The following is a 25381-nucleotide window of genomic DNA, read 5'->3' as shown; positions in this document are numbered from 1 at the left end:
CAACGAAAAAGAGCGCCGGAGTGGCGCTCTTTTTCATTGGTGCGATTGCGGTTATTTTCTTTCCAGGGCCTTGATGATTCCCGCGACGGCGACATAGCCGACGGCGGCGACGGGCCAGACGATCCAGGTGTTCTTCCAGTCGTTTGACAGGAAGCTCCAGAGGAGGAAGATGGCGACAACCAGGCACCAGTAGGCGGTGGTGAGGAGGCTGGTATGCTTATTGCTTTCCTTGCTTTCGCGGGTATAATCCCCTTCCTCCAGCAGGATCTGGTAGCTGCCCCAGATGATGGACACCCGGACGATCAGCATCACGCCGATGGCGGCAAGCACCAGGATGGCGGCGATGCCGATGACCTGCAGGAAGGATTCACCTTTGGTGAAAACCAGGCTGACGAACAGCGGGATGAGGGACGCGATGCAGAGCAGGACGCCGATGATCAGGTAGCGATTGCGCAGGGGCAGGAACTTCTCCTGGCGGGATTTTACCATACCGGTGACGCCGTACAGGGTTTCCAGGGGCTCCTTTTCCAGCCGCTCATAGGGGGCGATCCGGAGACCGGCGGTGATGAACAGGCCGACTGCCGGGAGAATCATCAGCAGCATGACCAGGAGGCCGACGCCGCCTGCCGCTTCCGAAGACCAGTTCCAAAGCTTGAATTCATTAATGCCGCCCAGCAGGATCAGGGCTGCCGGGGAGAGAATGCAGAGCAGCACGCCCAGCGCCACCCGGCGGGAGTTTTCTTCCTTAATCTTCAGGAAAGCGTTGGCTTCTTCCATACCGATGGTCCGGGCGGGAACGTCCGGCACGGTGTCCTGGGCCAGGTCGGTGCCGGCGGAGGATTCTGTCTGCTCCAGGTTATCCTTCAGCAGGTAATCGGTGCTGACGCCGAACAGCTCAGACAGCTGGATGATCCGCGCCATGTCCGGGATGGACTGGGCGCCTTCCCATTTGGAAACAGCCTGCCGGCTGACGTTCAGTTTCTCGGCCAGTTCTTCCTGGGACCAGCCGTTCTTCTTTCTGAGATCAATTAATTTGTCCGCAAAGATCATTTGTGTTTTCCTCCTTGGCTTTGTCCCTTTCGGGCAAGCCCAGATTACCCGATCCCGCTGTTGCAGGCTATCAAACGGGGCTGGAAATTCCGCAACCGGCAGTTGCATTTATTGATTTTTCGCGGTTTCCCGGCAATCCGGGAGGATTTTTTATTCCAATACGATTTCTTCCCCGGCGGGGACGATCAGCAGGTTCGGAGCCTGGAACAGTTCCGCCCGGGCCTGGTCAAACCGGGCGCTTCCAATGGTATGATAGGGAATATTGTGACGGGCCTTCACCAGCTCCGCGCAGGCAATCGCCTCGTCCATTTCCATATTGAAGATGCCGTCCACCGGGAAGAAGGCATAATGGATATCGCGTTCCCCCAGTTCGGCCATCTGCTCAGTTGTGGAGGTGTCGCCGGCTGCGTAGACGGTGACTCCTCCGGAAAGGGTGATGACCCAGCCGACGCATTCCTTTATGTCGTGATTCCGGTTGTTGCCGGCCTGGACAGCCTCCACTGTGGCATAGCCCAGGTCAAAGGTCTGGTATTCCCCGTTGACAAGGCCTTCTCTCCAGGTGATAACCTGGCAGTCTTCATTCCGGTTTTTGATTTTGTGGACGCCATTGTGGTCATCGTGCCGGTGGGTGACCAGGATCAGGTCCGCGGGAACGTCATATCCATCGCCGGAATAGGGATCGACGTAAATCACTTTTCCTTCCACAGTGGTGATCCGGAGGCTTGCGTGGCCCTGATAATACAGCGTATGGCTGCCGGAAACGTCATCAGCAAAGGCACTGCAGAATGAAAAAAGCAGCAAAAGGGATAAAGCGGTACAGATGAGCTTCTTCATATTCTTTTCCTCCTGACGGGAGATATCCCCGGATTGATATGACATATTCCTGTCAGATTGTAGCATACTTTCGATGTTTGGAACAGGAGAAGAAGGCGGCAGGATTGAGCCGGGCGGGACTTTCTGGTACAATGATGCTGATAAAAGAGCGAAGAAGAACGGAGGGACACAGTGATGGAAAGCCAGTACGCGAAGATGGCGAAAATCTTTAAGGCCCTGTCTGACCCGAAGCGGGTCAAGATTGTGGATATGCTTTCCTGCGGGGATATGTGCGGCTGCGTCCTGCTGAAATGCTTTGAGATTACCCAGCCCACCCTGGCCCACGATATGAAGGTGCTGACGGAGGCCGGGATTGTGACCAGCCGCAGGGACGGGAAAAAGACGATTTATTCCCTGGACCGGAAAGCCATGGTGAAGGTGAATATCCAGCTGCAGAAGATGACTAAGATGGACTGCGGCGACTAAGGGATTGTAAAACTGTATATTGGATCCATTTCTCAATAGAAATATAGAAATATTTCTATTGATTTTTTGTATGCGTTCGGATAGAATGAAGCCGGGACGAGGTCCCGTGAAAAGGAGGGAAAAACCCATGAAGAAGATTACTGCTCTGTTCCTTTCCCTGGTACTTCTGCTGACCGCGGCTGCCGCCCTGGCGGAGGGCGAGATCCTGATGGGCCAGGTGGATTACGCCGCCCATGGTGATAAGGCCTTTGCCGTGATTACCGTAGCGGTGCAGGATGACGTGATCCTGGCTGCGAAGATCGACGAATTCCAGTTCATCACTGACCGGGAAGATCTGAAGGCTGTCGGCGTGCCGAACAGCGAGGGCGCTTTCGGCCAGAGCTATCCCGAAGGCCAGGTGCTGGGCTCCAAGCGGGCGAACAGCGACCTGTACAGCCTGAACATGCAGCGCGCCGGTTCCACCGTGCAGATTGCCGCGAACTTCAACGCGATCGAAGCTTTCGCGAAGGGCAAGACCATCGCGGAACTGGAAGCCGCTGTGAACGGATATACTGAGGAAACCAAGGCGGAGTTCATTGACGCCGTCACCGGCGCCACCACCGCCGACACCTGGGGCTACATGCGGGGTATTGTGGCCGCTGCCAAGGCCGCGAAAGCCCAGACCGGCACCTACACCTTCTGCAACAAGACCGGCGAGACGGTCACGGAGCTGTACCTGGTCGACAACCTGACCGGCGAAAAGGGCCCCAACTACGCGGTGAACGGCTTTGCTGCCGACGCCACCTACGTGGTGACCCGCACCGTATCCGCGGAAGAAATCGAAGCCGGCTACAGCATGACCGTTGCCTTCAAGACCGAGGGCGGCTATGAAGCGAAGTTCGAAACCCTGCACATCGAGGTGGCTCCGATCACCCTGCTGGCGCAGGACGCCCTGAGCGGCGCGACCCCGATCAGCTTCTTCGCTCCGGCGGAATAAGAACCTGAACGGTATTCACAGACAAAAAGAGGGAGACGGTTTGACCGTCTCCCTTTTTATATGGTTTACAGCACTTTGCGGACCATGACCACTTCGTCGTCCCGGGAGCTGATCTCAAATCCGTTTTTGAGGAACAGCTTCCAGGAGGGATTATCCGCGGCGATGTCGTCATACAGGATGGCGATCCCGCTCCTTTTCGCCGCTTCGCAGAGCAGCCGGATGCCTTCCGAGCCGTAACCCCGGTTCCGGTATTTCGCAAGGATGATCACGTCGCAGATATGGATGTTCCGCTTTTCATCCAGGTGCCAGGCGATCTCGCCTACAAATTCCCCGGTTTCTTCATCCAGCAGGTAGCGGTAAAACCGCTTTCCTTCCGGGTTTCCGATCCAGTATTGATACCAGCTTTCCCATTTTTTCCGGGGAAAGGGAATGGTTCCGCCCCAGGCGTTATTGTAGGACATGGTCTCCGGATCGGCCATAAGGCTTTCCCGGAACCATAATTCATCCAGGGTTGGTTGATGGCATCTGATCATTTCTGTCCCTTTTCTCACAGTTCCACCGGAACTTCATTCAGCAGGCTGTCGAAGAGGTCAGTGAAGTCCTCAACGGACATTTTCGCCCCGACATCCACGGACACAACTTTTCCGTCCCGGTCCACAATCAGGGTGGTGGGGATGGCGTCGCCATGCATCTTGTCCAGCAGTTTTTTCTCGTCACGGCCGATGGGGAAGGTGAGGCCGTTCTTCTTCGCAAAGTTTTGGAGATATCTTTCGGTATCGGTTCTTTCAATGCTCATGGCGATGACGTCCACCCGGTCCGCGTACTTTTCCCAGGCTTCCTGCAGGTAAGGGAATTCCATGCAGCAGGGTTCGCACCAGGTGGCCCAGAAGTTGATCACCACCAGGTCATGGGTTTTCAGGGATTCGGAAAGGGTGAAGGTATTTCCGTCAATGGTCTTGACCGAGAAATCGGGAAAGGGCAGCCCGTACATGGCTTCCGGATCCGCGTGGGCACCGGATACAGCCAGGGTGAATACCATGACCAGGATCAGGGCGATGGTTGTCAGTTTTTTCATGTTTTTATCCTCCTCTGATTATCTTCTTTCCATGGACCGGCCGACCGCCAGCTGGAAACCGTACTGCTCATACAGGCCGTGGGCGTCCCGGGTGAACAGGAAGCCGTGCAGGCCGGCGTACTCCGGCCGGGAAACGATGTGGGAAACCAGGGCTTTGCCCAGGCCGTTTCCCCGGTATTCCGGATCAATGATCACGTCGCAGAGATAGTAGGCGGTGGCGTGGTCGCTGATGACCCGGGCGAAACCGATGAGCTGGTCTGTGGTGTCGGTATAAATGCCGAAACAGTCAGACTCCCGGATGGATTTTTCAATGGTCTCCTCGGGCCGCTTGTCCGCCCAGTAGGTCATCCGCAAAAGCCGGACAATATCCTCCAGCTTCATGTTTTCCGCGTTTTCAACAATTCGATAGTTCATGGTTCTGTTTCTCCTGAAGGGTAATGCCTTTCTTTTTTCGATACGGAGAAGGGGAAGTCCTGCCGACAACAGCAGGAACTGCTGGTGCCGGCAAATTCATAATTCACAATTCATAATTCATAATTATCCGCTGCGGCGGGGGAGAAGTCCTGCCGGGGAACGACAAGAACCGGCGGTGCCGGCTGAATTCATAATTCACAATTCATAATTCATAATTATATATTGTTACGGCCTGGTTGGGTTAGTCCGGTGTGCCGGGATAAGCACAAAGGCTGTCATTCCGGGCGGAACGAACCCCGGGATGACACTGTATTCGCAGCGGTTTATTCATATCATATGTGTTAGCGACATACTCATTATGAATTATGAATTGTGAATTATGAATTATTCAGTTATAATCCGTATAAGTTTTGTTGGGAGAATAATGTATGGCGACACCGAATCAGAGAATGTGGGCCCAGGCCCGGGACCGGCTGGCGGGGACGATTAAATCCCTCGGCTTTCCGGAAGAGTTCGCGGACCTGCTGGCAAAGCAGCTGGGAAGCCCCAAAGCCATCGACCGGATGACGGACTGGCTGTATCACGTCCGTCCCCGCAGCGTGGAAATGGTGGTGGATGAGATGCTGGCCATCTGCTCGGATATAGAAGCCTGGAAGAAGAAAAAGGAAAGCCAGGAGGCACAGTGGGGCTATACCCGCTGGCTGAACAGCGAGACCCGGTGGAAAAACGAGGAAGAGGAATAAGCATGGAAAAGAATTACCGGAAGACCCTGCTGGCGTGCTACCTGGGCTTTATCACCCAGGCGATTGCCGCCAATTTTGCGCCGCTTCTGTTCCTGAAGCTGCATACGGATTACGCAATCCCGCTGGGCCAGATTGCCCTGATCCCCACGGCCTTTTTCCTGACCCAGCTGCTGGTGGACGTGCTGTGCGCAAAGTTCGTGGACTCCATCGGGTACCGGCGCAGTATTGTCATGTCGGAAGTCACCTCCTGCCTGGGTTTGGCCGGCCTGGCCTTTATCCCGGACCTGTTCGGGGATCCCTTCATCGGCATCCTGATCTGCGTGGTGATCTACGCTATCGGCAGCGGCCTGATCGAGGTCCTGGTGAGTCCCATCGTGGAGGCCTGCCCCTTTGACCACAAGGACGCGGTGATGAGCCTGCTGCACTCCTTCTACTGCTGGGGCTGCGTGGGCGTGATCCTGCTGTCCACGGCCTTCTTCGCGGTGTTCGGCATCGACAACTGGAAGTGGCTGGCCTGCATCTGGGCCCTGGTGCCGCTGTATAACATCTATAATTTTGCCACCTGTCCCATTGAGCGGCTGACGGAGGAAGGAAAGGGCATGACCATCCGCGGCCTGTTCAAGCTGCGGATCTTCTGGATCGCCATTGTGCTGATGGTCTGCGCCGGGGCTTCCGAGCTGGCCATGGCCCAGTGGGCGTCCGCCTTCACGGAGGCGGCCCTGGGCTTTTCCAAAACCGTGGGCGACCTGATCGGCCCCTGCCTGTTCGCCGTTACCATGGGTATCTGCCGGGTGATCTACGGGAAGTTCGGCCCGAAGATGGACCTGACAAAGTTCATGATCGGCTCCGGCGTCCTGTGCCTGTGCTGCTACCTGCTGGCCTGCCTGTCCTCCAGCCCGGTGCTGGGCCTGATCGGGTGCGTGTGCTGTGGCTTCTCCGTGGGCATCATGTGGCCGGGAACGATCAGCATTACATCGCCCCGGATTCCTACGGGCGGTACGGCGCTGTTTGCCCTGCTGGCCATGGCGGGCGACCTGGGCGGCGCCTTCGGCCCCAGCCTGGTGGGCACAGTGACACAGCAGGCCGGGGACAACCTGCAGACCGGCATGCTGGCCGGAAGCATCTTCCCGCTGGTACTGATCATCGCACTGGTGCTGCTGAACAGGAAAGCAAAGGAAAACAAATAAAGTCAAAGACGGACGATGAGAGTTTTCTCATCGTCCTTTTTTTGTTGTTGACTTAGAGTATACTCCAACGTTTAGTATGGAACTGTGAGAAAAAGCTGCGGAATAAGAAATGACGAAAGGGAGTGAGGATCCGGTGAGGTATATCTGTTCCGTCTGCGGCTATGTATATGACGAGGCAAAAGAGAAAATCCCCTGGGCGGAGCTGCCGGAGGACTGGAAATGTCCCCTGTGCGGCGCGGCAAAGTCGGACTTCGTGCCGGAAGGACAAGCTTCCGGCAGCGCGGAAGCGGCTGCCCCGGCGGCTGAAACCGAGCTGAAGCCGCTGACGGCTGCAGAGGTCAGCGCCCTGTGCTCCAACCTGGCCAAGGGCTGCGAAAAGCAGTACAAGGCGGAGCTGGCGGAAGCCTTTACCGGCCTGGCGGCCTGGTTTGGCGGCCAGGAGCGGACGGTGACGGACGCGTCCTTTGAAAAGCTGCTGGAGAAGGTGAATGCCGACCTGGAATCCGGCTTCCCGGCGGTGAACGCCGTTTCCCGCCAGGAGGGAGACCGGGGCGCGCTGCGAGCCCTCACCTGGAGCGAGAAGGTGACGCGCATCCTCAAGTCCCTGCTGACCCGGTACGCGCAGGAGGGAGAGGCGATGCTGACGGATACGCAGGTGTACGTCTGCACAATCTGCGGCTTCGTCTATGTGGGGAATGATCTTCCCGACGTCTGCCCGGTCTGCAAGGTGCCGAACTTCAAATTTGAAAAGATCGGAGGGTAAGCGATGAGTGATCGGATAGCGGTCCGGAACGTCCGGAAATGCGAAAAAGACTGCCTGTGCCTCTACGTCTGCCCTACCGGCGCGTCGGACACGGAAAACAGCGTGATTGACGCTGAAAAGTGCATCGGCTGCGGCGCCTGCGCGGACGCCTGCCCGGCCGGAGCCATCAGCATGGTGCCGAAGGAGTACCCGCCGCAGCAGGAAAAGAAGGAAGCGGTGATCGCGGCGCTGCGGAGCCTGGTTTCATCCAAGTCGGAGCAGGAGCAGCTGGCGGCCCTGCTGCCCGGAAAGCTGGCAAAAGCGCTGGAGAGATCCAACCGGATCATGGCGGAGGATCTGCTGCGGGAGGCAGGCTATATGCTGCCCCAGAGCGGCAATGTGAAGCAGTTCCTGCAGGAGCTGCTGTCCCGGGAAGGAGACGGCTTCCCCGCGGAGGCGGTGAAAACGCTGCTGGCAAAACTGCCGTTCAATGAACCTGAACATAAAAAGGAGGATATAAAAATGGAAAAATGGAAATGCCCGATCTGCGGATACGTACATGAAGGACCCCTGCCGGAAGGATTCACCTGCCCGGTGTGCAAACAGCCCGGCTCTGTGTTTGTGAAGGTGGAAGCGGCGAAGAGCAACCCCTACGCGGGCACGCAGACTGAGAAGAACCTGGAAGCGGCTTTTGCCGGCGAGTCCCAGGCCCGGAACAAATATACCTACTTCGCCTCCAAAGCAAAGAAGGAAGGCTTTGAACAGATTGCGGCCCTGTTCCTGCAGACCGCGGAGAACGAGAAGGAGCACGCGAAGATCTGGTTCAAGGAACTGAACGGCATCGGCAGCACCGCCGAAAACCTGGCCGCCGCGGCGGACGGGGAGAACTATGAGTGGACCGATATGTATGAAGGCTTCGCCGTGACCGCGGAGAAGGAAGGCTTTACCGAGCTGGCGGCCAAGTTCCGCATGGTGGCAGCTATCGAGAAGCACCATGAGGAGCGCTACCGCGCCCTGCTGCGGAATGTGGAAGCCCAGGAAGTCTTCGCGAAGAGCGAGGTCAAGGTCTGGGAATGCCGGAACTGCGGCCACATCGTGGTGGGCACCAAGGCGCCGGAAATCTGCCCGGTCTGCGCCCATCCCCAGAGCTATTTCGAGATCCACGCGGAAAACTATTGATGCATTTGCAAGCGGCCGGGAGAGCGTTCTCCCGGCCTTTATTTGTCCAAAATTCACTTTTTTGAAGATTGAGGGTTGACATTTAAATTATCTTTGATAAAATACAATCGTATCAAAGATAGTGAAAGGAGCAATCATGCTTATGAAGACTGTATATGATTTCACCGTGAAGGACCGGCAGGGACAGGCTGTCAGCCTGAAGGACTATGAGGGCAAGGTGCTGCTGATCGTGAACACGGCCACCGGCTGCGGCTTCACTCCGCATTATGAGCCCCTGGAAGCGATGTATAAGGAACTGAAGGAGAAGGGACTGGAGATCCTGGACTTCCCCTGCAACCAGTTCGCCAACCAGGCGCCCGGAAGCGAGGATGAGATTCACCAGTTCTGCACCCTGAAGTACGGCACGGATTTCCCGCAGTTCGCCAAGATTGACGTGAACGGGGAGAACGCTGATCCGCTGTTTGCTTTCCTGGCAACAGAAAAGCCCTTCACCGGTTTCGGCAAAGGACTGAAGAACGCAGCCCTGAACAAGTTTGCCGATATGAACAACAAGTCCTTCGGCGACAAGGCGTATATCAAGTGGAATTTCACCAAGTTCCTGGTGAACCGGGAAGGCCAGGTTATCGCCCGGTTTGAGCCCACTACCGACATGAAAGATGTGAAAGCAGCGGTCGAAGCCGCACTGTGATATCGGCGTCCTCCGGACGTAGCAAGGGATTCCTCCATTACGGCTGCGCCTTCAGTCGGAATGACACAGAGCTGCAACGTGAATCATTATGAAGACTCACAGGCAGATTGGTTAATCAGAGTAATAATTCTGAATTCTGAATTCATAATTCTGAATTAGAATACAAAGTGTATCAGTGCCATATAGCATACCGTTCCTGCCAGGATACTCACCAGCACATTCCTTTTCCAGGCCTGCAGGAGAACCACCAGCAGGGCAGAGATCAGCTCCGGAACGCCGAAAGGCGCGGAGCTGATTTTTGTATCCTTGAGGCAGTAGATCACCAGCATGCCGATGATGGCCGGGGGAAGCACCTTGCCCAGGTAGGCAATATAGTCCGGGGTTTTCTTCCGGAAAACCAGGAAGGGAAGCGCCCGGAGCAGGATGGTCACCAGGGACATGACCGCCACCAGGACGGCGGAATGGGAGACGCTCATTCGCTCACCTTCCTTCCGGCGGAGATCGTGCTCCTGAACAGGGTCAGCAGCAGGGTGATCAGGCACATGGCGGGGATCAGGAAGCCTTCCGGCCCGAAGACCAGCAGGCACAGCAGGGTGCCCAGCAGGCCGGTGAGGGCAGGCAGGCGATCCTTTGTTTCGATCCACTGCTCCGTGAAGGACGCGATGAACAGGGCAGTCATGGAAAACTCAATGCCTGCGGCGGAGAAGGGAAGCACGCTGCCCGCGAGGCTGCCCAGGATGCTGCCCAGCACCCAGTAGGACTGGTTGAAGAGGGAAACCAGGAAGCGGAACCGGTGCGGATCCGTGCCCTCCGGGGTTTTCCCGTCGCAGAGCAGGGAATAGGTTTCGTCGGTCAGGCCGAAAATGAGATAGGGTTTGTATCGTCCGGCGTCCTTGTAGTGGCCGAACATGGAAATGCTGTAGAAAAGGTGCCGGGCGTTGACCATGATCGTGGTCAGAATTACGGTGAGCACAGAGGCGCCGCCGGCCAGCAGGCCGACGCCCACATATTGCATGGAGCCCGCGTAAATCAGCAGGCTCATGGCCAGGACCCAGGGCAGGCCGTACCCGCCGTTCCAGGCGAGGATGCCGAACCCGATGCCCAGGATAACGTATCCCGCCATGACCGGCAGGGATTTGACAAAAGCAGCTTTGACAGTCTTCATCCGAAAGAACGGTTCCTTTCGGCGGAGGGACAGGATTTCCGCTCCGCGATTTCACCCTATGCTATGCCTTGAAGCGTACTCCATGTCAAGTTTTTGTTCTGCACGAAAAAACGACGCAAAAAATGAAGGGCGGCCGGTCAAAAAATGAGAAGCGGGACAGCGGTCAGGAACGGTATACTGACAGCAGAAAAAAAGGCGCTCCGGAAAGCAGAAGGAGGAGATAAAATGGCCGGTGTTGTGGGAACCCATCTGGTAGCCCAGGTTGGATTCATTGTCAAAGATATTGAGGAAACGAAGAGAAAGTGGGCGGAATTCCTCGGCGTGGACGTGCCGGAAACGCAGCCCTGCGGCGATTATGAGGTCATGCAGACCGTCTTTGAGGGAAAGCCCGCGCCGAAGGCGAATTCCCTGCTGGCGTTCATTGACGTGAACCCGGGACTGCAGATTGAGCTGATCCAGCCCAACGAGGAGCCTTCCACCTGGCGGAACTTCCTGAACGAGCATGGCGAAGGCATGCACCACCTGGCCTTCCAGGTGAAAGACTCCGCCGCGCAGGTGGCCAACGCCGAGGCAGCGGGCCTGCGGCTGGTGCAGCACGGCACTTACGGAGACGGAAACGGGGAATACAATTACCTGGATGCCCCGGACCTGAAGTGTATTATCGAACTGCTGGAAAGCTACGCGCCCGGGGACAGCCGGAGGAGGGAAGCTAAATGAAATACATCAATGTGAAGAACGGACCGCAGAATATCTCCGCGGTTATCCTGGGCTGCATGCGCATGCCCTCACTGGATACGCAGAAGGCGGCGGACATGATCCGCACCGCGGTGGAAGAGGGCGTCAACTTCTTTGACCACGCCACCTGCTACGGCAAGGACGGCGAGGCGGAAAAGCGCTTCGGCGACGCGTTCCCGCTGACCGGCCTGAAGCGGGAGGACGTATACCTGCAGAGCAAGTGCGGTATCAGCAGGGATCCGAGAGAGTTCAACTGGAGCAGGGACTATATCGTGGAAAACGCCGAGGCGAGCCTGCGCCGGCTGAAGACCGACTACCTGGATGCCCTGCTGCTCCACCGCCCGGACCTGCTGTTTGATCCGGAAGAGGTGGCGGAAGCCTTTGACAAGCTGGCGGCAAGCGGCAAGGTGCGGCATTTCGGCGTGAGCAACGTGACGCCCGGACAGCTGGAACTACTGAAGAAGTATGTGAAGCAGCCCCTGGTATTCAACCAGCTGCAGTTCTCCCTGGATCAGAGCCAGCTGATTGACGGCGGCCTGTATCTGAACAACCTGACCACCGACCGGTCCATCAGCCGGGACAACGGCGTGCTGGACTATTGCCGCCTGCACGACATCACGATCCAGGCCTGGTCTCCGCTGCAGTTCGGCATGTTCGGCGGCTGCTTCGTGGATCATCCGGACTTCCCGGAACTGAACAAGGTGCTGGGCGAGCTGGGAGAAAAATACGGCGTGACGAAGACCGCCATTGCCATCGCGTGGATCCTGCGCCATCCGGCAAAGATGCAGGCCATCGCGGGCACCATGAATCCGCAGCACCTGAAAGAGATCTGTGCCGCGGCGAATGTGGAACTGACACACCAGGAATGGTACCAGCTGTATCTGGCGTCTGGAAAGTTCCTTCCCTGACGCAATGAAATATCGCTTCGCGATGTGAAATATGGATCTTCGATCCATATGAAATATTTGACTTCGTCAAATGTGAAATATTCGCCAGAGGCGAATGTGATAGTAACTTCGCGCGGAGCATGTGACTGCTGGGGACTGACTCTCTGTCACTATTCTTGAAAAAGAATGTGACTGAAAGTCTGTCCCCCTGTCACGTGCCCGCGCGATTTTCTTGCAGGCACGGTTGATCTCCCTGTATAATACCTTTAATCAAAGAAGGAAGCGGGAACAAACATGAAGCTGAAGAAACTGCCATATGCGCTGACGGTGTGCAAGCTGGACTCCACGGAGCACATTGACCTGAACGCGGATTTCTATTTTATCGGCAGGACGGATGAGGAGCTTTCCCTGGTGTGCAGGACGGAAAGTACCCCGGCAAATACCATCGCCCGGGAAGACGGATGGCGGGGATTCCGGATTGAGGGAACACTGGACTTTTCCCTGATCGGGATCCTGGCTCCGATTACCGCCATCCTGGCGGAAAACAAGATCGGCATCTTCGCCGTATCCACCTACAATACGGATTATGTGCTTGTAAAAGAAGAGAACTACGAAAAAGCCCTGGCTGTGCTGAGTGCAGCAGGGTACGAGGTCGCGGAATAATATCGTACACATAACAAAAGCGGCAAGTGTATGACAGTGGGACAGACTTTCAGTCACAGCAGTCACGCACTTGCCGCCTTTTTGTCAGTCAGGCTTTTTTGCAGAATCTGTTATATAGTTTGTTATAGCATTTAATAATATTCCCAATCAGCAGCGCCGCGATGATGCTGCCTTCCCGGACTCCGGCGAACTTTCCGAGGAAGACCAGGGAGAGGATCCCGGAGACCACAATATAGAACACGTCAAAGAAAATCTTGATATTCTCATAGCGCTTGCCGGTAACCTGGCTGATCGCCCGGTTCATGGCTTCACCGGCCAGCATGGCTGCGCCACCCTTGTACTGGATCCAGATACCCAGGCCAAGCACCACACAGCCAACCAGCATCAGGGCAAACCGGGCCGGATAGGAAACCGGGTTCAGGCCCTGCAGCAGGCCGCAGCAGAAGTCGGTCAGGGAACCGTAAACAAAGGCGACAATAACCTGCACCAGAATCTCAAAGGGTTTGCACTTTTTCCGGAGCAGAAGCACCTGCACCAGGATCTGGATGAGGCTCATGATGATCATCCACCAGCCGAAGGAAAGCTGCGTAAGAACCAGTGATACGGTATAAGGTACGGAGGCTACCGGTGAGGTGCCGAGCCCGGCTTTGGTGGAAAAAGCGACTCCCAGGGCTGCGATGAACAGGCCGATCAGGAAAATGCCGTACTGCCTGACTTGCTTTATCATTCCACAACCCTCCTGTATCCGTCGGGATCCGTATCGCCTTCGGTGCTGATCAGGAGCACGACGGAATCTTTGTTGATCCGGAACAGGGAACGGAGTTCTTCTGACTCCAGGATGGACAGCAGCAATCCGTAGGTGACGGCGCCGGACTCCCCGGAAACGACGGCGGTATCCGTTCCGGCAGGGTGCGCGTAGGCGCGCATACCCTGCTCCGTGACCGCGTCATCGCAGGCGCAGAAATAAGCGGAGCAGTCCCGGAGAATGGGCCAGATGGTGCTGCAGGGCGTCCCGCAGTTCAGCCCGGCCATGATGGTGACAGGATTCCCGGCGACGGTATGGGCTTTTCCGTCTCCGGCCAGCGCGGACTCATAGATGCAGGCGGATGCTTTAGGCTCCACGATAGAGACCAGCGGCGGGTTTTCTTTATTCAGGTTGATGAAATAGGCCTCGATTCCGGCGGCCATGGAGCCGACGCCGGCCTGCAGGAAAATGTGTGTCGGGGAAAGGCCGTTCATCTGGCTGACGGCTTCTGCCGCCAGGGTCAGGTAGCCTTCAATGATCCAGGCCGGATACTGCTCATAGCCGTCCCAGGCGGTATCCTGGATCAGGATCCAGCCGTTCTGTTCTGCCAGGGAGGCAGCATACCGCACTGTGTGGTCATAGTTCCATTCTGTGATTTCCGCGATGGCGGAACCGGCTTCCTCAATGGCCAGGCGCCTGGCCTCCACGGTTCCCTTCGGCATGAACACCCGGGCCTTGCAGCCGAACAGCTTCGCCGCCCAGGAGACGCCCTTGCCGTGGTTGCCGTCCGTGGCGGTGGCAAAGGTGATTTCCCCGCAGGCCTTCCGGATATCCTCCCGGAGGAAGGAAGTATAATCCGCTTCCGCCGGGTTCAGGCCGAACCGTTCGCAGAGGATGCGGAACATGCAGTAGCTTCCGCCCAGTCCCTTGAAGGCCTTGAGGCCGAAACGGGATGATTCGTCCTTGACGAATATCGCCCTGACCTGTGCCTGTTCGGCCAGGCTTTGCATGGAGACAAGCCGGGTTTCAGCATAAACCGGGATGCTTCTGTGGAAACGGAGGGTCTCCGCTGCCTTTGCATCAGAGAAGGTGGCTATATCCCCGTTGGGAACAGGCTCCTGACTCAGGACGCTGATCCGGTCGAAATGTAGTTCTTTCACAGCGGCTTTGCTCCTTGTCTTTTTATTTTTCCCCACGGACGATCATGGTGATGGACACGGATGTGTCCCACAGGCGGATGCCTTCCCGGTAGAGGCGGAGACGCTCGTCGTATTTGGCGTTGATGGCGGCAATAGCTTCCTTGTCGTTTTCCGCATGGACGGAGGCGATGGCCTCCAGGTCATTCTGGCGCTGCGCCTCGATCATCCGTTCAGCCATCTCAGCGGGATATTTCGGGGCATCCGGCGTAAGATCGATGACCGCGTATCCGGTGGAGACGCTGCGGAAACCGTTCTGCTCCGCAGAGGCGGGGATACCGGCTTCAGACATGGGGTATTTGCAGACGCCGTACTTTTCCCGGGGATCCTCGTCTTCCGGAAGGCTGTTCCAGAAAGCTTCCTCAGCGGCAGTGGTCTCCAGGCAGAGCGCTGTGCTGTGCAGGCCTTTCCGGGCGGAGAGGCAGAGGCAGATGCCGCCGGGCTTCAGGACCCGCCGCTGTTCTCCCCAGAAGGCGGAGGGCTCTACGTGCTCCTGCACGGTATTGGAAATGGTGACGTCAAAGGAGTTGTCATCAAAGGGGAGAGCGGTGGCGTCGCCTTCCAGGAATTCAACCCCGGGGATGTTTTCCCGGCCGAAGGCCACGAACTGACTGTCCCGGTCCATGGCGGTGATCTTCGCGTTGGGATACCATCTGTGCAGGGCGGCAGCGAGGGCTCCGGGGCCGCAGCCGATTTCCAGGATCTTCAGGTCCGCATGCCGGTCCAGCCCGAAGGCCTTCTGATACTGATCAAAGAACATGTCGTCGAATCTCAGCTGGCGGCTCAGGTACAACGTCATCACGCCCTGGATGTTATCAGACCAGATATTGTTGGTGCTCACGGATGGCTCATCTCCTTTGGTTTTAGACTTGAAAAATGTGGACTCCATGATATCACGAAATGTGGCGGAGGGAAAGGAGTGATGATATAATGTCAAAAGAATTGTATGCGGGAGAGGATAGCATGCTTTGGGATTTATTCCTGACCTTTTTCAGGATCGGGGCGTTCACCTTCGGCGGAGGGTACGCGATGATCTCCGTCATCGAGAACATCTGCGTGGAAAAGAAGCACTGGATTACCCATGAGGACCTGGTGAACGTGACCGTCATTGCGGAAAGCACGCCGGGTCCGGTGGCCATCAACTGTGCCACGTTTGTGGGCTTCAAGCAGAAGGGCATCTGGGGTTCCATCGCGGCCACGCTGGGTGTGGTGCTGCCGTCCTTCATTATCATCTGGGTCATTTCCATGTTCCTGGATAAGTTCCTGGAGATCGCCTGGGTGGCCAGCGCCTTCCGGGGCATCCGGGTGGCGGTGGGTCTGCTGATCCTGGACGTGGGTATCCGCATGGCAAAGAAAATGCCGAAGGAGCCCATCCGGATCATCCTGCTGGTCGCGGCCCTGATCCTGACGGTGCTGATCAGCGTCTTCTCCTGGAAGATCTCCACGATTACGCTGCTGCTGGCAGCCGCGGCAATCAGTGTGGCTGTGTTCTTTGTCCAGGACCGCAAGGGAAAGGACGGTGAGCAGGCATGATTTACCTGGAACTGCTGATCGGCTTCCTGAAGGTGGGCCTGTTCTCCTTCGGCGGCGCCTATGCCGCGATTCCGCTGATCCGTGAAGTGGTACTGTCCTACGGCTGGGTGACGGAGGAAATACTGACAGACATGATCGCTGTCAGCGAGAGCACCCCCGGCCCGATCATGGTTAACCTGGCAACCTATGTGGGCACCAGCCAGGCGGGCATCCCCGGCGCGATTATCGCCACGCTGGCTTCCATCCTGCCCGCTTTTGTGATCATCCTGCTGATCATGGAAGTCATGAAGCATACGCTGAACAACAAGTATGCCCAGGCTGTGATGCGGGGTCTGCAGAGCTGCGTCATCGGTGTGATCACAGCGGTGGGCATCCATATGCTGTATAAGAACGCGATCCTGCCCCTGACCGGTGCGGAAGCGGACTGGCGGCCCCTGGCCCTGGCTGTTGTGCTGGCGGTGATCTACTTCGGATCCAGGAAGATCAAAAAACTCAAAAAAGGAATATCACCAATACTGCTGATAGGAATATCAGCAATACTCGGAATCATTATCTTCTGATAATGATTCCTCCAATTAATACTTAAAACTGAAAAATGAAAACTTAAAAATGGTGGAAAAAATAGCTTCCGAGTTCGGAAGCTATTTTCTTGATTTAAATTTCTGGGAAGGTGGTCAGACTATAGAATTTTTAAGTCTTAAGTTTTAAGTTTTCAGTATTCATTAAAGCATTTCGGAGAAATGCTTGTTATGGTCTATCAATGGTTTGATAGACATTGGAGTACAGCCGTCCATGCACGGGCGTAACGCCGGCTTCGGCGAAGAGCTGGGCGCAGGTGACGAAGCGGTAGCCCCGCTTTTTCAGTTCCGGTACGATGGTTTTCAGCGCTTCCACGGTATTCATGTTCCACTGCATGTCATGCAGGAGAACGATCTGGCCATCTTCGGCGTTGGCCAGGACTCGCTCGGCCCGCTCTTCGGCGGAGACGGTGGGCACCCAGTCCTCACAGCCGGCACCGCAGATGAAGGTGTAGTCGATGTTGTCATACATGGTCTGGTTCACGGCGATGAAGGGCGGACGGAAGAACTGGGGCTCCCGGCCGGTGATGGCCACGATCTGTTCCGTGCAGGCTTTCACTTCAGCGCGGATTTCCTCAGCGGTCATCTTGTCCATAAAGCCGTGGGTCAGGGAATGGTTTTCAATATCGCAGCCCTGGGCAACGGCCCGGCGGACCATTTCCGCTGATTCGGGCGTGATGTTCTGGGCGATGAGGAAGAAGGTGCCGACGGCGTCGTTCTCCTTCAGGATATCCAGAACCAAGGGCGTAATGACGGTATTCGGGCCGTCATCAAAGGTCAGGGCGATCATGGGCTGAGACATAATAAAATCCTCCGGATGGAATCAATTCAACATAAATGGTATGAACGTCATTGTTGTCCGTACAAGTTATTGTATGCAGAAGAGAGGAGCCTGTCAATCCTTCATCGCACTGAATGAGTAAAGGGAAGAAAAACCGTCCGGAACGCGTAGGATATAGTGAAATACGCCGTGGAAACGGGAGGAGAAAATGAAAACGGATAAAGATTTCAGGCTGGGTGTTATTGCATTATTGTTTATCGCGGTCCTGGTTATTGTCAGGGGTTATTATCGGACAAAACTGGACTGGCTTCAGCTGCCGGAAGACACGACGGTCTACCTGGGAACAAGGATAGAGGCTAACGATATCAACTGGGCTCACTGTGTCGTGGAAAAAGTGGTTCGCTGTGAACAGGGACTGGATTGGTTCCGGGAATATCTGAAAGAGCACAATACGGTTGAACAGCTGGAAGGAGTGAATGTCTGCCCCTTCGACGTGCTGAACGATATGAATCACTATTGCTATGACTGGCTGAAGGAATCGGCCCGAAGGGAAGTCCGGGAAGATGGCATTGAGAAATACATAATCATTAAATACTGGGTATACGGCGCGAAAGGGAAAAGCCAGTGGAGCCTTCTGGATTGATGAAAAATACAATAAATCAATGAAATATTGACCTGCGGCCAATGTGAAATATCGCTTCGCAATGTGAAATGTTTTCCTTCGGAAAACGTAATAGTTACTCTGTTTCCTGCTGACATATAAGCCAAAAGAACACCAAAAAACTTGCGGATTTATTGAGAATAAAGGTATAATAATTTGTTATGAAGTGCTATATGCCTGGATATATATCAGGCAACGGCGTTGAGTACATTTAATTCTGAATTCTGAATTCTTAATTCTGAATTGATTTAGGGGGATTGGCATGAAAGAGCATATTAAGTCAACGGTCAAGGCTCTGGCACAGGTGAAAATGGAAAAGGCCCGCTGTGCTGATCATGCCTGTCCGCCGCCGGACCGGCTGGAAATCGTGAAGGTGCTTCACGAGCTGCAGTCCCTGCTGTTCCCCATGGCCTTCCGCCGGGATTATCCGGACATGGCGGAGGAAACGCTGCTGATCCGTGCCCTGTACCGGCTGCGGGATCAGCTGGTTGCCGCCATGCGGTTCCAGGACCTCCAGGGTGAGGATCCGGTGAAGGCTGCTGACGCAATCTGCACCGGCTTTGCCGAGCGGCTGCCGGAAATCAAGCGCCTGCTCCTGCTGGACGTGGAAGCCCTGTATGAGGGCGACCCCGCCGCGGTCTGCAGGGAAGAGGTTATGATCACCTATCCCGGCTTCCGGGCCATCTGCATTTTCCGTATTGCCCATGAACTGTATGTGCTCAAGGCGCCGCTGATTCCCCGGATCATGACGGAATATGCCCATGAGAAGACCGGTATTGATATCCACCCGGGCGCCACGGTCGGCGAGTATTTCTTCATTGACCACGGCACCGGTATCGTCATCGGTGAAACCACGGTGATCGGCGACCACGTGAAGCTGTACCAGGGCGTGACCCTGGGCGCGAAGAGCTTCGAGCTGGATGAGAACGGGAACCCCGTGAAGAACATCAAGCGGCACCCGAACATCGGCAACCACGTGGTGATTTACGCTAACGCCACCATCCTCGGCGGAGACACCTATATCGGGGATAACAGCGTGATCGGCGGTAACACCTGGCTGACCCGGTCTGTGGAGGCCGGCAGCGTTGTGGCCTACAAGGGGGAAAACAGGGAATGAGCGGATGGCTGAAAAAGTGCCTGGCACTGCTGCTGTGCCTGTGCGCGATCACGGGATATGCCTGTGCGGAAAGCAATGAGGAGCTCCTGCAGGAATTTGTCCTCAATCACGGAGACAGGAACATTAAAAAGGTTGCTATCACGGTGGATGACTGCTACAAAAGCGCTACGGAATGGATTAAGCGGGACGTGGAACTGTGCAAGGAACAGGGCATCGTCATGACGTTCTTTCCGCTGGTTTATACAGGATGCCTGGAGGAAAAATACCGGGAGATGTGGCAGAGCGTGCTGGACGCGGGCTGTGAAATCGGAACGCATACCAACCGGCATTTGCAGCTGGGAGGCCGGGACAATCAGTCCATCTACGGCGCCCTGGGACGCTGGCAGGAAGCGCTGGACAAAACCCTGGGGTATCACTATGCAACCCGCTGGCTGCGTCCGCCCTATGGAAGTATTGAGGATCTCAAGAGCCACAGCAACGGAAACAGCCGGGTTATCAACGCGGTGAAAAGATACGGATATGATCATGTGGTCCGTTGGGATATCAGCGAAACCAAGGACCTGAACAAAGCGCTGGACAAGATCCAGAACGGCAGCATCCTGCTCTTCCATTCGAAGAAAAAGGATACCCTGTTCATGGAGAAACTGATTCCGGAGCTGAAAGAGCGGGGCTTTGAAATGGTCACCGTGAGCGAGCTGTTCGGCTTTGACCCGCCGGAAACGAGTGACGAACTGTACGTTTTCGATAAGGAACAGTTTAAGGACAAATAATCCAATTCAGAATTAAGAATTCAGAATTCAGAATTAAATGTTTGACCTTTCTGCAAGCCTGGTATGACACATTATAAGCGGAAGATCCTGAGTTGTACGAAGGATCTTGAGTAAAAATTCTTAATTCTTAATTCTGAATTCTGAATTGCTATAGAGGATTGATCTGATTGAACCGTAAAGCATTAAGAGGAAGTTTGCTTCTTCTGTTGGGTGCGGTGATCTGGGGCGCGGCGTTTGTGGCGCAGCGCGTAGGCATGGATCACATGGGACCCTTCACCTTCAACGGTGTACGGATGCTGCTTGCGTGGCTGGTGATGATTCCGGTCACGCTCCTTTTTGAACGGAAAAACAAAAAGAGCCCTGATTACAAGGCTCCGGATCCGAAAGAGCAGCGGCTCAGCGGAGTGATCTGCGGCGCGCTGCTGTTTATTGCCTCCTCCCTGCAGCAGATGGGCCTGGTGTCCACCAGCGCGGGCAAGGCGGGATTCATCACGGCTTTGTATGTGGTGCTGGTGCCGGTGGCGGCCTGGTTCCTGTTCAGGAAGAATCCGGGGAAGATTATCTGGTTGGGCGTGCTCATTGCCGTGGCCGCCCTGTGGCTGCTGTGCATGCCCGCGGGCGGCGGCTTTGAGCTCCAGGGCGGAGACCTGCTGGTGCTGGGCTGCGCCGTGTGCTTTACCTTCCAGATCCTGTGTGTGGATCATTACGCGCCGCGGGTCAGCGGCGTGAAGCTGGCCCGGGACGAGTTCCTGGTGACCGGCGGGCTGTCCATGCTGATTGCCCTGGCCACGGAGCCCATCACCTGTGAAGGCCTCCGGGAAGCGCTGATTCCCATCCTGTATGCCGGCATCATGTCCGGCGCGGTGGGCTACACCCTGCAGGTACTGGGTCAGCGGGATACGGATCCCACGGTGGCTTCGCTGATCATGTGTATGGAAGCGGTGTTCGCTGTGCTGACCGGCGCCCTGCTGATAGGCGAAAAAATGACGGTCCGTGAGACCGTCGGTTGTGTGCTTATGTTTTTCGCGGTGATCCTGGCCCAGCTTTCGCCGGTTATATCCAGCATCCGTCGAAACGGACAATCTCACCGTTAAAATATTCCGGCATATCCAGCAGGCGGAGCATGGCCTGCGCCGCGTCTTCAGGAGAAGCAATATAGCCCGCGGGGATCTGGTCGCAGATCTCCGCGGTTTCTGTTTCGGTCAGGTGCGCGTTCATGCGCGTGCCGATGATACCCAGGGCAATTGCGTTCACCCGGATATGGGAGGGCGCCAGTTCTTTTGCCAGGGCTTTGGTAAAGGCGTTCACCGCGCCCTTGGAAGCGCTGTAGGCCACCTCGCAGGAGGCGCCGCACAGCCCCCAGACGGAGGAAACGTTCAGGATCTGTCCGCCGCCGTTTGAAACCATGTCCGGCACGTAGGTGTGGCAGGTGTTGTACAGGGAGGTTACGTTGACCTTCAGCACCCGGTCCCATACATCCGGGGACATGTCCGTCAGCAGGCCGATACGGGAGATGCCGGCGTTGTTGACCAGCGTGTCCACGGGGCCGAAACGCTCCCGCAGGCCCTGGACATAGGCGAGATCACTGACGTCGCCGACGTCCGCAAGGCAGACAAGATCGCCCGCTGCGGAAACGCGGCGGGCGGTATCCTCCAGGGCGGCTGTATCAGTGCCGCCGTTCAGGATGATCTTTGAGAAGCGCCCGGACTGTGCGCAGGCAATGGCAAATGCTTTGCCTACGCCATGGGAGGCGCCTGTAATCAGGATCGTACTCATCAATAGTAGAACACGGTGATCAGCGCACCCATGTTATCCAGGGAGGTTTCCCAGGTGTTGGTCTTGCGGGTCAGCTGGACGTCGAAGCTGGGAGCTTCGCCCACGTACTGGCGGTAGATTTCATACTTCAGCACGCCGTTCTCGAACAGGGCGATGTGGGGATGCTCTTCCAGGTACTCGATGTACTCTTCCAGGGTGAAATCCTTGTAGTGCATGATGGCGGCATTGCCCTTGCCAACATAGCGGTACAGGTTCAGGTGGACGGAGACGCCGGTCTTGAAGCTCTTGTCCGAGGAGGTTTCCAGCGGCCAGGCGTTCTGGGGGAAGCGGAAAACGAAGCCGTACTTCCAGCAGTTCTCGTTCATCCACTTGCCTTCCGGCGTGGTGGAGTACTTCGGGGCGCCGACGTCGGGATCGTTCCGGTCATACAGACGGAGGTCGAAACCGAAACCGGAGTTGTATTCGCTGGTACCGGGATAGTTAACTTCCTTCTTCGCGGCTTCGATCAGGGCTTCGCCGGTGTATTTGGAAGAGAGCTTGTTGACCTTGTTGTTGAAGTATTCTTCCTGGGTCTTATAGCTGCGGTAGCCGCCGTCCACCAGGTAATGGGTGTAGCCCGCGGCTTTCGCGTCAGCCAGGGCAACAGTCAGGGCCTGGATGGCCTTCGGGTAGAGGAGCACGTTGTTGTCCTTGGCCTGGATCTTCAGGTCGCCCTGGTTGTACTTGGAGACGCTTTTGAGTTCGCTCTCGTCGAAGTCATTTTCCGGGCGGGAATGCCAGGCGTTCACCAGCAGCATCTCGTTGCCGTATTTGAACAGATCCGCACGGGTCTTGGTTTCGGCGGTCTGGCTTTCCAGCGGGATATCGGACAGGTCCAGGATCTGCCAGGCGGCATCCGGGTCATGCTCCGGCCAGCTGGGGTTGGTGGGCTCATTGGCCTTGGCTTCCAGCTCGGCGATCAGCGCTTTGTATTCCGCTTCAGCCTGCTTGTTCCGTTCCTCAACGGCAGCCCTGGCATCGGCGTTGGCCTTGGCGATGGCGGCCTTCTGGGGCTCAATCACCAGGGGCTTGATCAGAAAGCAGAGGATGGCCAGTGCGGCAATCAGGATCGTCAGGACGATGACAACCGGGACGGCCTTGCTCTTCTTTGTTCTACTCATGAATCACACCTGCCTTAATAATTCAGAATTCAGAATTCAGAATTCAGAATGATAGGATTCCGTACCTGAATGAAAAAGGGATACAATCGATTCCTTAAACAATTCGTCACATAAAGTTACATTTCCTTCACATTATAATGGAATCAATGTAAAAACGCAAGCGTAGCAAGAAAAAGGCTCGCTTCAGGACACGAGTAGTTGTGTTTTATTCTGACTGAGATGAAACCAGGGTTGTCATTCCGACCGGAGGCGCAGCCGTAGTGGAGGAATCCCTTACTACATTTATATCAAGGAATTATTCAACTTCACTTCGTTTCGTTCGGAATGACAGCTTTTTTGCGCAATGATCAAAAAACGCATTGGATTTCTCCAATGCGTTGTGGATGAACACTTATATTTTTAAGTTTTAAGTCTTAAGTTTTCAGTATTCATTACGCATGTAAGGCTGTGCCTTGCATGCGCCTTACATCCTTTCCGGCGCTTCAATTCCAATCAGGTACAGGCCCGTCTTAATGACCGTCTTCGCGGCGTCGGTCAGGGCGACCCTCGCGGCGGCCTGGGCAGGTTCGCCGTCCAGGATCCGGTGCTCGTAGTAGTATTTGTTGTATGCCTGGGCGATGTCGGTCACGGCGCGGGTGATCATGCTGGGCTCATACTTGGCGGCGGCTTCGCGGATGACGTCCGGGAAGCGGCTGATGAGCCGCAGGAGCGCCTGGGCTTCGTCGTCGGTCAGCGCGGACCAGTCCGGAGTCACGCCGGAGAAGTCCGGGGCTTTGCGCAGCACGGAGCAGCAACGGGCGTGGGTGTACTGGACGTAGGGGCCGGATTCACCGTCAAAGTTGAGGGCGCGGTCCCAGCGGAAGTCGATATCCTTGATCCGGTTGTTGCTCAGGTCGGTATAGACCACGGCGCCGATACCCACCTGGCGGGCAACCTCGTCCTTGTTCTCCAGGTTGGGGGATTTCTCTTCGATAATCTCCCGTGCTTTGGAAACGGCCTGATCCAGCAGGTCCTCCAGCAGGACCACGTTGCCCTTCCGGGTGGAGAGGGCTTCGCCTTCGAAGCTGATCATACCGAAGGAAACATGGACGCAGCCCTTGGCCCAGGGATAATCCATCTTTTCCAGTACGCGGAAAATCTGGCGGAAGTGCAGATCCTGCTGATAGGCCACCACATACAGGCACTTGTCAAAATGGTAGGTGTTCTGGCGGTAAAGAGCGGCCGCCAGGTCACGGGTGGCATAGATGGTGGTGCCGTCGCTCTTGATGATCAGGCAGGGGGGCATATTGTCCTCGCTCAGGTCCACAACCTGGGCGCCCTGGCTTTCTGTCAGCAGATTCTTGTCCCGCAGGGCCTGGATGACGGGCTCCGTCTTGTCGATGTAGAAACTTTCGCCGGCGTAGCTGTCGAAGCTGACACCCAGCTTGTCATAGACCCGGGCGGCATCCTTCAGGGTCACTTCCTTGAACCAGCGGAAGATTTCCATGGCTTCCGGATCGTTGTCCTCGATCTTCTTGAACCAGGCCCGGCCTTCATCTTCCAGGGCGGGGTTGGTTTCAGCTTCCTTATGGAAACGGACGTAGAGTTCGGTCATCGCGTCGATGCCGCGTTCTTCCACGTCTTCCTTTTTGCCCCACTTCTTGTAGGCGCAGACCATCTTGCCGAACTGGGTGCCCCAGTCGCCCAGGTGGTTGATACCCACGGTCTCATAGCCCAGGAAATCAAAGATCCGCTTCAGGCTGTGGCCCAGCATGGTGGAGGACAGGTGGCCGATGTGGAAACGCTTGGCGATATTGATCGAAGAATAGTCCAGGCACACGGTCTTGCCTTTGCCTTCCTCGCCGGAGCCGAAGCGGTCCTTCTTCTCCTGCAGCTCAGCCATAATGCCGGCGGCGAAGTTGGCCCGGTTGAGGAAGAAGTTCATGTAGCCGTTCACGGGCTGCACGGAGGCGGTGTCCTCATTCTTCCAGGCGGCGCAGAGCGCTTCCGCGATCTTCGGCGGGGCGGAGCGCAGGGGCTTGGCCAGGCGGAAGCAGGGGAAGGCATAGTCGCCCATGGCCGGATCCGGGGGCACAGCCAGCAGGCCGCGGATTTCATCCGCGACGGGCAGGCCTTCGGCGTCGGGCCAGACAGAAGAAATGGTTGAAGCAAGCAGGGTGGCGATGGTTGTCATCATGTCCATGGAACTACCTCAATTCACAATTCATAATTCATAATTCATAATTAAATATGCTGAACAGCCATGAACTTTTGATAAAGGG

At 56.1% G+C, this 25381-nt stretch carries 30 protein-coding genes; 16 read left to right on the top strand and 14 right to left on the bottom strand.

Going from position 1 to position 25381, the window contains the following annotated elements; translation table 11 throughout:
* Positions 1 to 51 precede the first annotated feature (51 nt).
* Positions 52 to 1050 carry a helix-turn-helix domain-containing protein gene (locus tag JYE49_RS10590; protein ID WP_179217345.1) on the bottom strand — a complete coding sequence of 333 codons (999 nt, stop codon included), beginning with the start codon at positions 1048 to 1050 and terminating at the stop codon, positions 52 to 54.
* 150 nt (positions 1051 to 1200) lie between these two features.
* Positions 1201 to 1884 carry an MBL fold metallo-hydrolase gene (locus tag JYE49_RS10585; protein WP_093957519.1) on the bottom strand — a complete coding sequence of 228 codons (684 nt, stop codon included), beginning with the start codon at positions 1882 to 1884 and terminating at the stop codon, positions 1201 to 1203.
* Between the two features lie 174 nt (positions 1885 to 2058).
* On the opposite strand from JYE49_RS10585, the gene JYE49_RS10580 reads away from it, so the two are divergent.
* Both JYE49_RS10580 and JYE49_RS10575 read left to right on the top strand, forming a co-directional pair.
* The gene (locus JYE49_RS10580) at positions 2059 to 2349 is read left to right on the top strand and encodes an ArsR/SmtB family transcription factor (RefSeq protein WP_093957520.1); all 291 of its coding nucleotides are present in this window, start codon (positions 2059 to 2061) and stop codon (positions 2347 to 2349) included.
* Positions 2350 to 2476: 127 nt separating this feature from the next.
* Positions 2477 to 3325, top strand: a complete 849-nt coding sequence (locus JYE49_RS10575) for a hypothetical protein (protein ID WP_283399395.1) — start codon at positions 2477 to 2479, stop codon at positions 3323 to 3325.
* A 65-nt stretch (positions 3326 to 3390) separates the two neighbouring features.
* Here JYE49_RS10575 and JYE49_RS10570 read toward each other — a convergent pair whose 3' ends face one another.
* From JYE49_RS10570 to JYE49_RS10560, 3 genes are read right to left on the bottom strand one after another with little or no spacing between them, the layout of a single operon-like run.
* Positions 3391 to 3876, bottom strand: a complete 486-nt coding sequence (locus JYE49_RS10570; protein ID WP_304582835.1) for a GNAT family N-acetyltransferase — start codon at positions 3874 to 3876, stop codon at positions 3391 to 3393.
* Positions 3873 to 4400 (bottom strand): TlpA family protein disulfide reductase, encoded by a 528-nt coding sequence (locus JYE49_RS10565; RefSeq protein WP_093957522.1) that lies wholly within the window; start codon positions 4398 to 4400, stop codon positions 3873 to 3875. Before JYE49_RS10565 ends, JYE49_RS10570 begins: the two co-directional genes overlap by 4 nt.
* Before the next feature lie 18 nt (positions 4401 to 4418).
* Positions 4419 to 4814, bottom strand: coding sequence for a GNAT family N-acetyltransferase (locus JYE49_RS10560; protein WP_093957523.1), 396 nt, complete (start codon positions 4812 to 4814; stop codon positions 4419 to 4421).
* A 428-nt stretch (positions 4815 to 5242) separates the two neighbouring features.
* On the opposite strand from JYE49_RS10560, the gene JYE49_RS10555 reads away from it, so the two are divergent.
* The 5 genes from JYE49_RS10555 (at position 5243) to JYE49_RS10535 (ending at position 9353) form a co-directional block, all read left to right on the top strand.
* Positions 5243 to 5557 (top strand): hypothetical protein, encoded by a 315-nt coding sequence (locus JYE49_RS10555; RefSeq protein WP_179217346.1) that lies wholly within the window; start codon positions 5243 to 5245, stop codon positions 5555 to 5557.
* Between the two features lie 2 nt (positions 5558 to 5559).
* Positions 5560 to 6744: an MFS transporter gene (locus JYE49_RS10550; RefSeq protein WP_093957524.1), complete on the top strand. Its 1185-nt coding sequence runs from the start codon at positions 5560 to 5562 to the stop codon at positions 6742 to 6744.
* A 109-nt stretch (positions 6745 to 6853) separates the two neighbouring features.
* Positions 6854 to 7507, top strand: a complete 654-nt coding sequence (locus JYE49_RS10545) for a rubredoxin-like domain-containing protein (RefSeq protein WP_093957525.1) — start codon at positions 6854 to 6856, stop codon at positions 7505 to 7507.
* A gap of 3 nt (positions 7508 to 7510) precedes the next feature.
* Positions 7511 to 8665, top strand: coding sequence for a rubrerythrin (gene rbr, locus JYE49_RS10540; RefSeq protein ID WP_093957526.1), 1155 nt, complete (start codon positions 7511 to 7513; stop codon positions 8663 to 8665).
* Between the two features lie 142 nt (positions 8666 to 8807).
* A complete protein-coding gene (locus JYE49_RS10535) occupies positions 8808 to 9353 on the top strand; it encodes a glutathione peroxidase (protein ID WP_093957527.1) in 546 nt (181 codons plus the stop codon).
* 155 nt (positions 9354 to 9508) lie between these two features.
* On the opposite strand, the gene JYE49_RS10530 is transcribed toward JYE49_RS10535, so the two are convergent.
* Complete coding sequence (locus JYE49_RS10530; protein ID WP_093957528.1) at positions 9509 to 9829, bottom strand: branched-chain amino acid transporter permease; 321 nt, start codon at positions 9827 to 9829, stop codon at positions 9509 to 9511.
* Positions 9826 to 10518 carry an AzlC family ABC transporter permease gene (locus JYE49_RS10525; protein WP_093957529.1) on the bottom strand — a complete coding sequence of 231 codons (693 nt, stop codon included), beginning with the start codon at positions 10516 to 10518 and terminating at the stop codon, positions 9826 to 9828. The genes JYE49_RS10530 and JYE49_RS10525 overlap by 4 nt, the downstream gene beginning before the upstream one ends.
* Positions 10519 to 10743: 225 nt before the next feature.
* On the opposite strand from JYE49_RS10525, the gene JYE49_RS10520 reads away from it, so the two are divergent.
* From JYE49_RS10520 to JYE49_RS10510, 3 genes are all read left to right on the top strand, one after another.
* A complete protein-coding gene (locus tag JYE49_RS10520) occupies positions 10744 to 11235 on the top strand; it encodes a VOC family protein (RefSeq protein ID WP_093957530.1) in 492 nt (163 codons plus the stop codon).
* A complete protein-coding gene (locus JYE49_RS10515; protein ID WP_093957531.1) occupies positions 11232 to 12161 on the top strand; it encodes an aldo/keto reductase in 930 nt (309 codons plus the stop codon). Before JYE49_RS10520 ends, JYE49_RS10515 begins: the two co-directional genes overlap by 4 nt.
* 273 nt (positions 12162 to 12434) lie before the next feature.
* Entirely contained in the window at positions 12435 to 12803 is a 369-nt protein-coding gene (locus JYE49_RS10510; protein ID WP_093957532.1) for an ACT domain-containing protein, read from the top strand.
* 88 nt (positions 12804 to 12891) lie between these two features.
* Here JYE49_RS10510 and JYE49_RS10505 read toward each other — a convergent pair whose 3' ends face one another.
* From JYE49_RS10505 to JYE49_RS10495, 3 genes are read right to left on the bottom strand one after another with little or no spacing between them, the layout of a single operon-like run.
* A complete protein-coding gene (locus JYE49_RS10505) occupies positions 12892 to 13530 on the bottom strand; it encodes a YczE/YyaS/YitT family protein (protein ID WP_093957533.1) in 639 nt (212 codons plus the stop codon).
* Positions 13527 to 14708 carry a diaminopropionate ammonia-lyase gene (locus tag JYE49_RS10500; RefSeq protein WP_093957534.1) on the bottom strand — a complete coding sequence of 394 codons (1182 nt, stop codon included), beginning with the start codon at positions 14706 to 14708 and terminating at the stop codon, positions 13527 to 13529. Before JYE49_RS10500 ends, JYE49_RS10505 begins: the two co-directional genes overlap by 4 nt.
* Positions 14709 to 14730: 22 nt before the next feature.
* Positions 14731 to 15585 carry a class I SAM-dependent methyltransferase gene (locus JYE49_RS10495; RefSeq protein WP_179217347.1) on the bottom strand — a complete coding sequence of 285 codons (855 nt, stop codon included), beginning with the start codon at positions 15583 to 15585 and terminating at the stop codon, positions 14731 to 14733.
* Between the two features lie 89 nt (positions 15586 to 15674).
* On the opposite strand from JYE49_RS10495, the gene JYE49_RS10490 reads away from it, so the two are divergent.
* Together JYE49_RS10490 and JYE49_RS10485 are read left to right on the top strand one after the other, a co-directional pair.
* Entirely contained in the window at positions 15675 to 16277 is a 603-nt protein-coding gene (locus tag JYE49_RS10490) for a chromate transporter (RefSeq protein WP_304582826.1), read from the top strand.
* A complete protein-coding gene (locus tag JYE49_RS10485) occupies positions 16274 to 16837 on the top strand; it encodes a chromate transporter (protein WP_093957537.1) in 564 nt (187 codons plus the stop codon). The genes JYE49_RS10490 and JYE49_RS10485 overlap by 4 nt, the downstream gene beginning before the upstream one ends.
* Positions 16838 to 17024: 187 nt before the next feature.
* On the opposite strand, the gene JYE49_RS10480 is transcribed toward JYE49_RS10485, so the two are convergent.
* Positions 17025 to 17657, bottom strand: coding sequence for a polysaccharide deacetylase family protein (locus JYE49_RS10480; RefSeq protein WP_093957538.1), 633 nt, complete (start codon positions 17655 to 17657; stop codon positions 17025 to 17027).
* A 187-nt stretch (positions 17658 to 17844) separates the two neighbouring features.
* Here JYE49_RS10480 and JYE49_RS10475 point away from each other — a divergent pair, with 187 nt between their 5' ends.
* From JYE49_RS10475 to JYE49_RS10460, 4 genes are all read left to right on the top strand, one after another.
* On the top strand, positions 17845 to 18279 hold the full coding sequence (locus JYE49_RS10475) for a hypothetical protein (protein ID WP_093957539.1): 435 nt from the start codon (positions 17845 to 17847) through the stop codon (positions 18277 to 18279).
* 280 nt (positions 18280 to 18559) lie between these two features.
* A complete protein-coding gene (locus JYE49_RS10470) occupies positions 18560 to 19414 on the top strand; it encodes a serine O-acetyltransferase (RefSeq protein WP_283399396.1) in 855 nt (284 codons plus the stop codon).
* A complete protein-coding gene (locus JYE49_RS10465) occupies positions 19411 to 20184 on the top strand; it encodes a polysaccharide deacetylase family protein (RefSeq protein WP_093957540.1) in 774 nt (257 codons plus the stop codon). The genes JYE49_RS10470 and JYE49_RS10465 overlap by 4 nt, the downstream gene beginning before the upstream one ends.
* Positions 20185 to 20378: 194 nt before the next feature.
* Complete coding sequence (locus JYE49_RS10460; RefSeq protein ID WP_283399397.1) at positions 20379 to 21278, top strand: DMT family transporter; 900 nt, start codon at positions 20379 to 20381, stop codon at positions 21276 to 21278.
* Here JYE49_RS10460 and JYE49_RS10455 read toward each other — a convergent pair.
* The 3 genes from JYE49_RS10455 to argS all read right to left on the bottom strand — a co-directional run bounded on the left by JYE49_RS10455 (position 21238) and on the right by argS (position 25302).
* Complete coding sequence (locus tag JYE49_RS10455) at positions 21238 to 21960, bottom strand: SDR family NAD(P)-dependent oxidoreductase (RefSeq protein WP_093957542.1); 723 nt, start codon at positions 21958 to 21960, stop codon at positions 21238 to 21240. The two genes, JYE49_RS10460 and JYE49_RS10455, sit on opposite strands and share 41 nt — an antisense overlap.
* Positions 21960 to 23120 (bottom strand): M15 family metallopeptidase, encoded by a 1161-nt coding sequence (locus tag JYE49_RS10450; RefSeq protein WP_093957543.1) that lies wholly within the window; start codon positions 23118 to 23120, stop codon positions 21960 to 21962. Before JYE49_RS10450 ends, JYE49_RS10455 begins: the two co-directional genes overlap by 1 nt.
* Positions 23121 to 23583: 463 nt before the next feature.
* A complete protein-coding gene (argS, locus tag JYE49_RS10445) occupies positions 23584 to 25302 on the bottom strand; it encodes an arginine--tRNA ligase (RefSeq protein ID WP_093957544.1) in 1719 nt (572 codons plus the stop codon).
* Between the last annotated feature and the right edge of the window lie 79 nt (positions 25303 to 25381).

It is taken from the genome of Aristaeella hokkaidonensis (genome assembly GCF_018128945.1).
In the GTDB taxonomy this organism is placed as follows: Bacteria; Bacillota; Clostridia; order Christensenellales; family Aristaeellaceae; genus Aristaeella; species Aristaeella hokkaidonensis.
Note: the sequence above shows the minus strand (reverse complement) of the source record. Positions and strands in the feature narration are given on the sequence as shown.

What these genes read in the sequence shown, in the direction of transcription:
- JYE49_RS10490 (WP_304582826.1), top strand. Translation starts at nt 15,675, where the DNA reads ATGTCAAAAGAATTGTATGCGGGAGAGGATAGCATGCTTTGGGATTTA.
- JYE49_RS10450 (WP_093957543.1), bottom strand. Translation starts at nt 23,120, where the DNA reads ATGAGTAGAACAAAGAAGAGCAAGGCCGTCCCGGTTGTCATCGTCCTG.
- JYE49_RS10475 (WP_093957539.1), top strand. Translation starts at nt 17,845, where the DNA reads ATGAAAACGGATAAAGATTTCAGGCTGGGTGTTATTGCATTATTGTTT.
- JYE49_RS10585 (WP_093957519.1), bottom strand. Translation starts at nt 1,884, where the DNA reads ATGAAGAAGCTCATCTGTACCGCTTTATCCCTTTTGCTGCTTTTTTCA.
- JYE49_RS10590 (WP_179217345.1), bottom strand. Translation starts at nt 1,050, where the DNA reads ATGATCTTTGCGGACAAATTAATTGATCTCAGAAAGAAGAACGGCTGG.
- JYE49_RS10520 (WP_093957530.1), top strand. Translation starts at nt 10,744, where the DNA reads ATGGCCGGTGTTGTGGGAACCCATCTGGTAGCCCAGGTTGGATTCATT.
- JYE49_RS10470 (WP_283399396.1), top strand. Translation starts at nt 18,560, where the DNA reads ATGAAAGAGCATATTAAGTCAACGGTCAAGGCTCTGGCACAGGTGAAA.
- JYE49_RS10565 (WP_093957522.1), bottom strand. Translation starts at nt 4,400, where the DNA reads ATGAAAAAACTGACAACCATCGCCCTGATCCTGGTCATGGTATTCACC.
- rbr (WP_093957526.1), top strand. Translation starts at nt 7,511, where the DNA reads ATGAGTGATCGGATAGCGGTCCGGAACGTCCGGAAATGCGAAAAAGAC.
- JYE49_RS10525 (WP_093957529.1), bottom strand. Translation starts at nt 10,518, where the DNA reads ATGAAGACTGTCAAAGCTGCTTTTGTCAAATCCCTGCCGGTCATGGCG.
- JYE49_RS10545 (WP_093957525.1), top strand. Translation starts at nt 6,854, where the DNA reads ATGACGAAAGGGAGTGAGGATCCGGTGAGGTATATCTGTTCCGTCTGC.
- JYE49_RS10510 (WP_093957532.1), top strand. Translation starts at nt 12,435, where the DNA reads ATGAAGCTGAAGAAACTGCCATATGCGCTGACGGTGTGCAAGCTGGAC.
- JYE49_RS10455 (WP_093957542.1), bottom strand. Translation starts at nt 21,960, where the DNA reads ATGAGTACGATCCTGATTACAGGCGCCTCCCATGGCGTAGGCAAAGCA.
- JYE49_RS10555 (WP_179217346.1), top strand. Translation starts at nt 5,243, where the DNA reads ATGGCGACACCGAATCAGAGAATGTGGGCCCAGGCCCGGGACCGGCTG.
- JYE49_RS10535 (WP_093957527.1), top strand. Translation starts at nt 8,808, where the DNA reads ATGAAGACTGTATATGATTTCACCGTGAAGGACCGGCAGGGACAGGCT.
- argS (WP_093957544.1), bottom strand. Translation starts at nt 25,302, where the DNA reads ATGGACATGATGACAACCATCGCCACCCTGCTTGCTTCAACCATTTCT.
- JYE49_RS10505 (WP_093957533.1), bottom strand. Translation starts at nt 13,530, where the DNA reads ATGATAAAGCAAGTCAGGCAGTACGGCATTTTCCTGATCGGCCTGTTC.
- JYE49_RS10465 (WP_093957540.1), top strand. Translation starts at nt 19,411, where the DNA reads ATGAGCGGATGGCTGAAAAAGTGCCTGGCACTGCTGCTGTGCCTGTGC.
- JYE49_RS10550 (WP_093957524.1), top strand. Translation starts at nt 5,560, where the DNA reads ATGGAAAAGAATTACCGGAAGACCCTGCTGGCGTGCTACCTGGGCTTT.
- JYE49_RS10560 (WP_093957523.1), bottom strand. Translation starts at nt 4,814, where the DNA reads ATGAACTATCGAATTGTTGAAAACGCGGAAAACATGAAGCTGGAGGAT.
- JYE49_RS10575 (WP_283399395.1), top strand. Translation starts at nt 2,477, where the DNA reads ATGAAGAAGATTACTGCTCTGTTCCTTTCCCTGGTACTTCTGCTGACC.
- JYE49_RS10480 (WP_093957538.1), bottom strand. Translation starts at nt 17,657, where the DNA reads ATGTCTCAGCCCATGATCGCCCTGACCTTTGATGACGGCCCGAATACC.
- JYE49_RS10515 (WP_093957531.1), top strand. Translation starts at nt 11,232, where the DNA reads ATGAAATACATCAATGTGAAGAACGGACCGCAGAATATCTCCGCGGTT.
- JYE49_RS10530 (WP_093957528.1), bottom strand. Translation starts at nt 9,829, where the DNA reads ATGAGCGTCTCCCATTCCGCCGTCCTGGTGGCGGTCATGTCCCTGGTG.
- JYE49_RS10485 (WP_093957537.1), top strand. Translation starts at nt 16,274, where the DNA reads ATGATTTACCTGGAACTGCTGATCGGCTTCCTGAAGGTGGGCCTGTTC.
- JYE49_RS10580 (WP_093957520.1), top strand. Translation starts at nt 2,059, where the DNA reads ATGGAAAGCCAGTACGCGAAGATGGCGAAAATCTTTAAGGCCCTGTCT.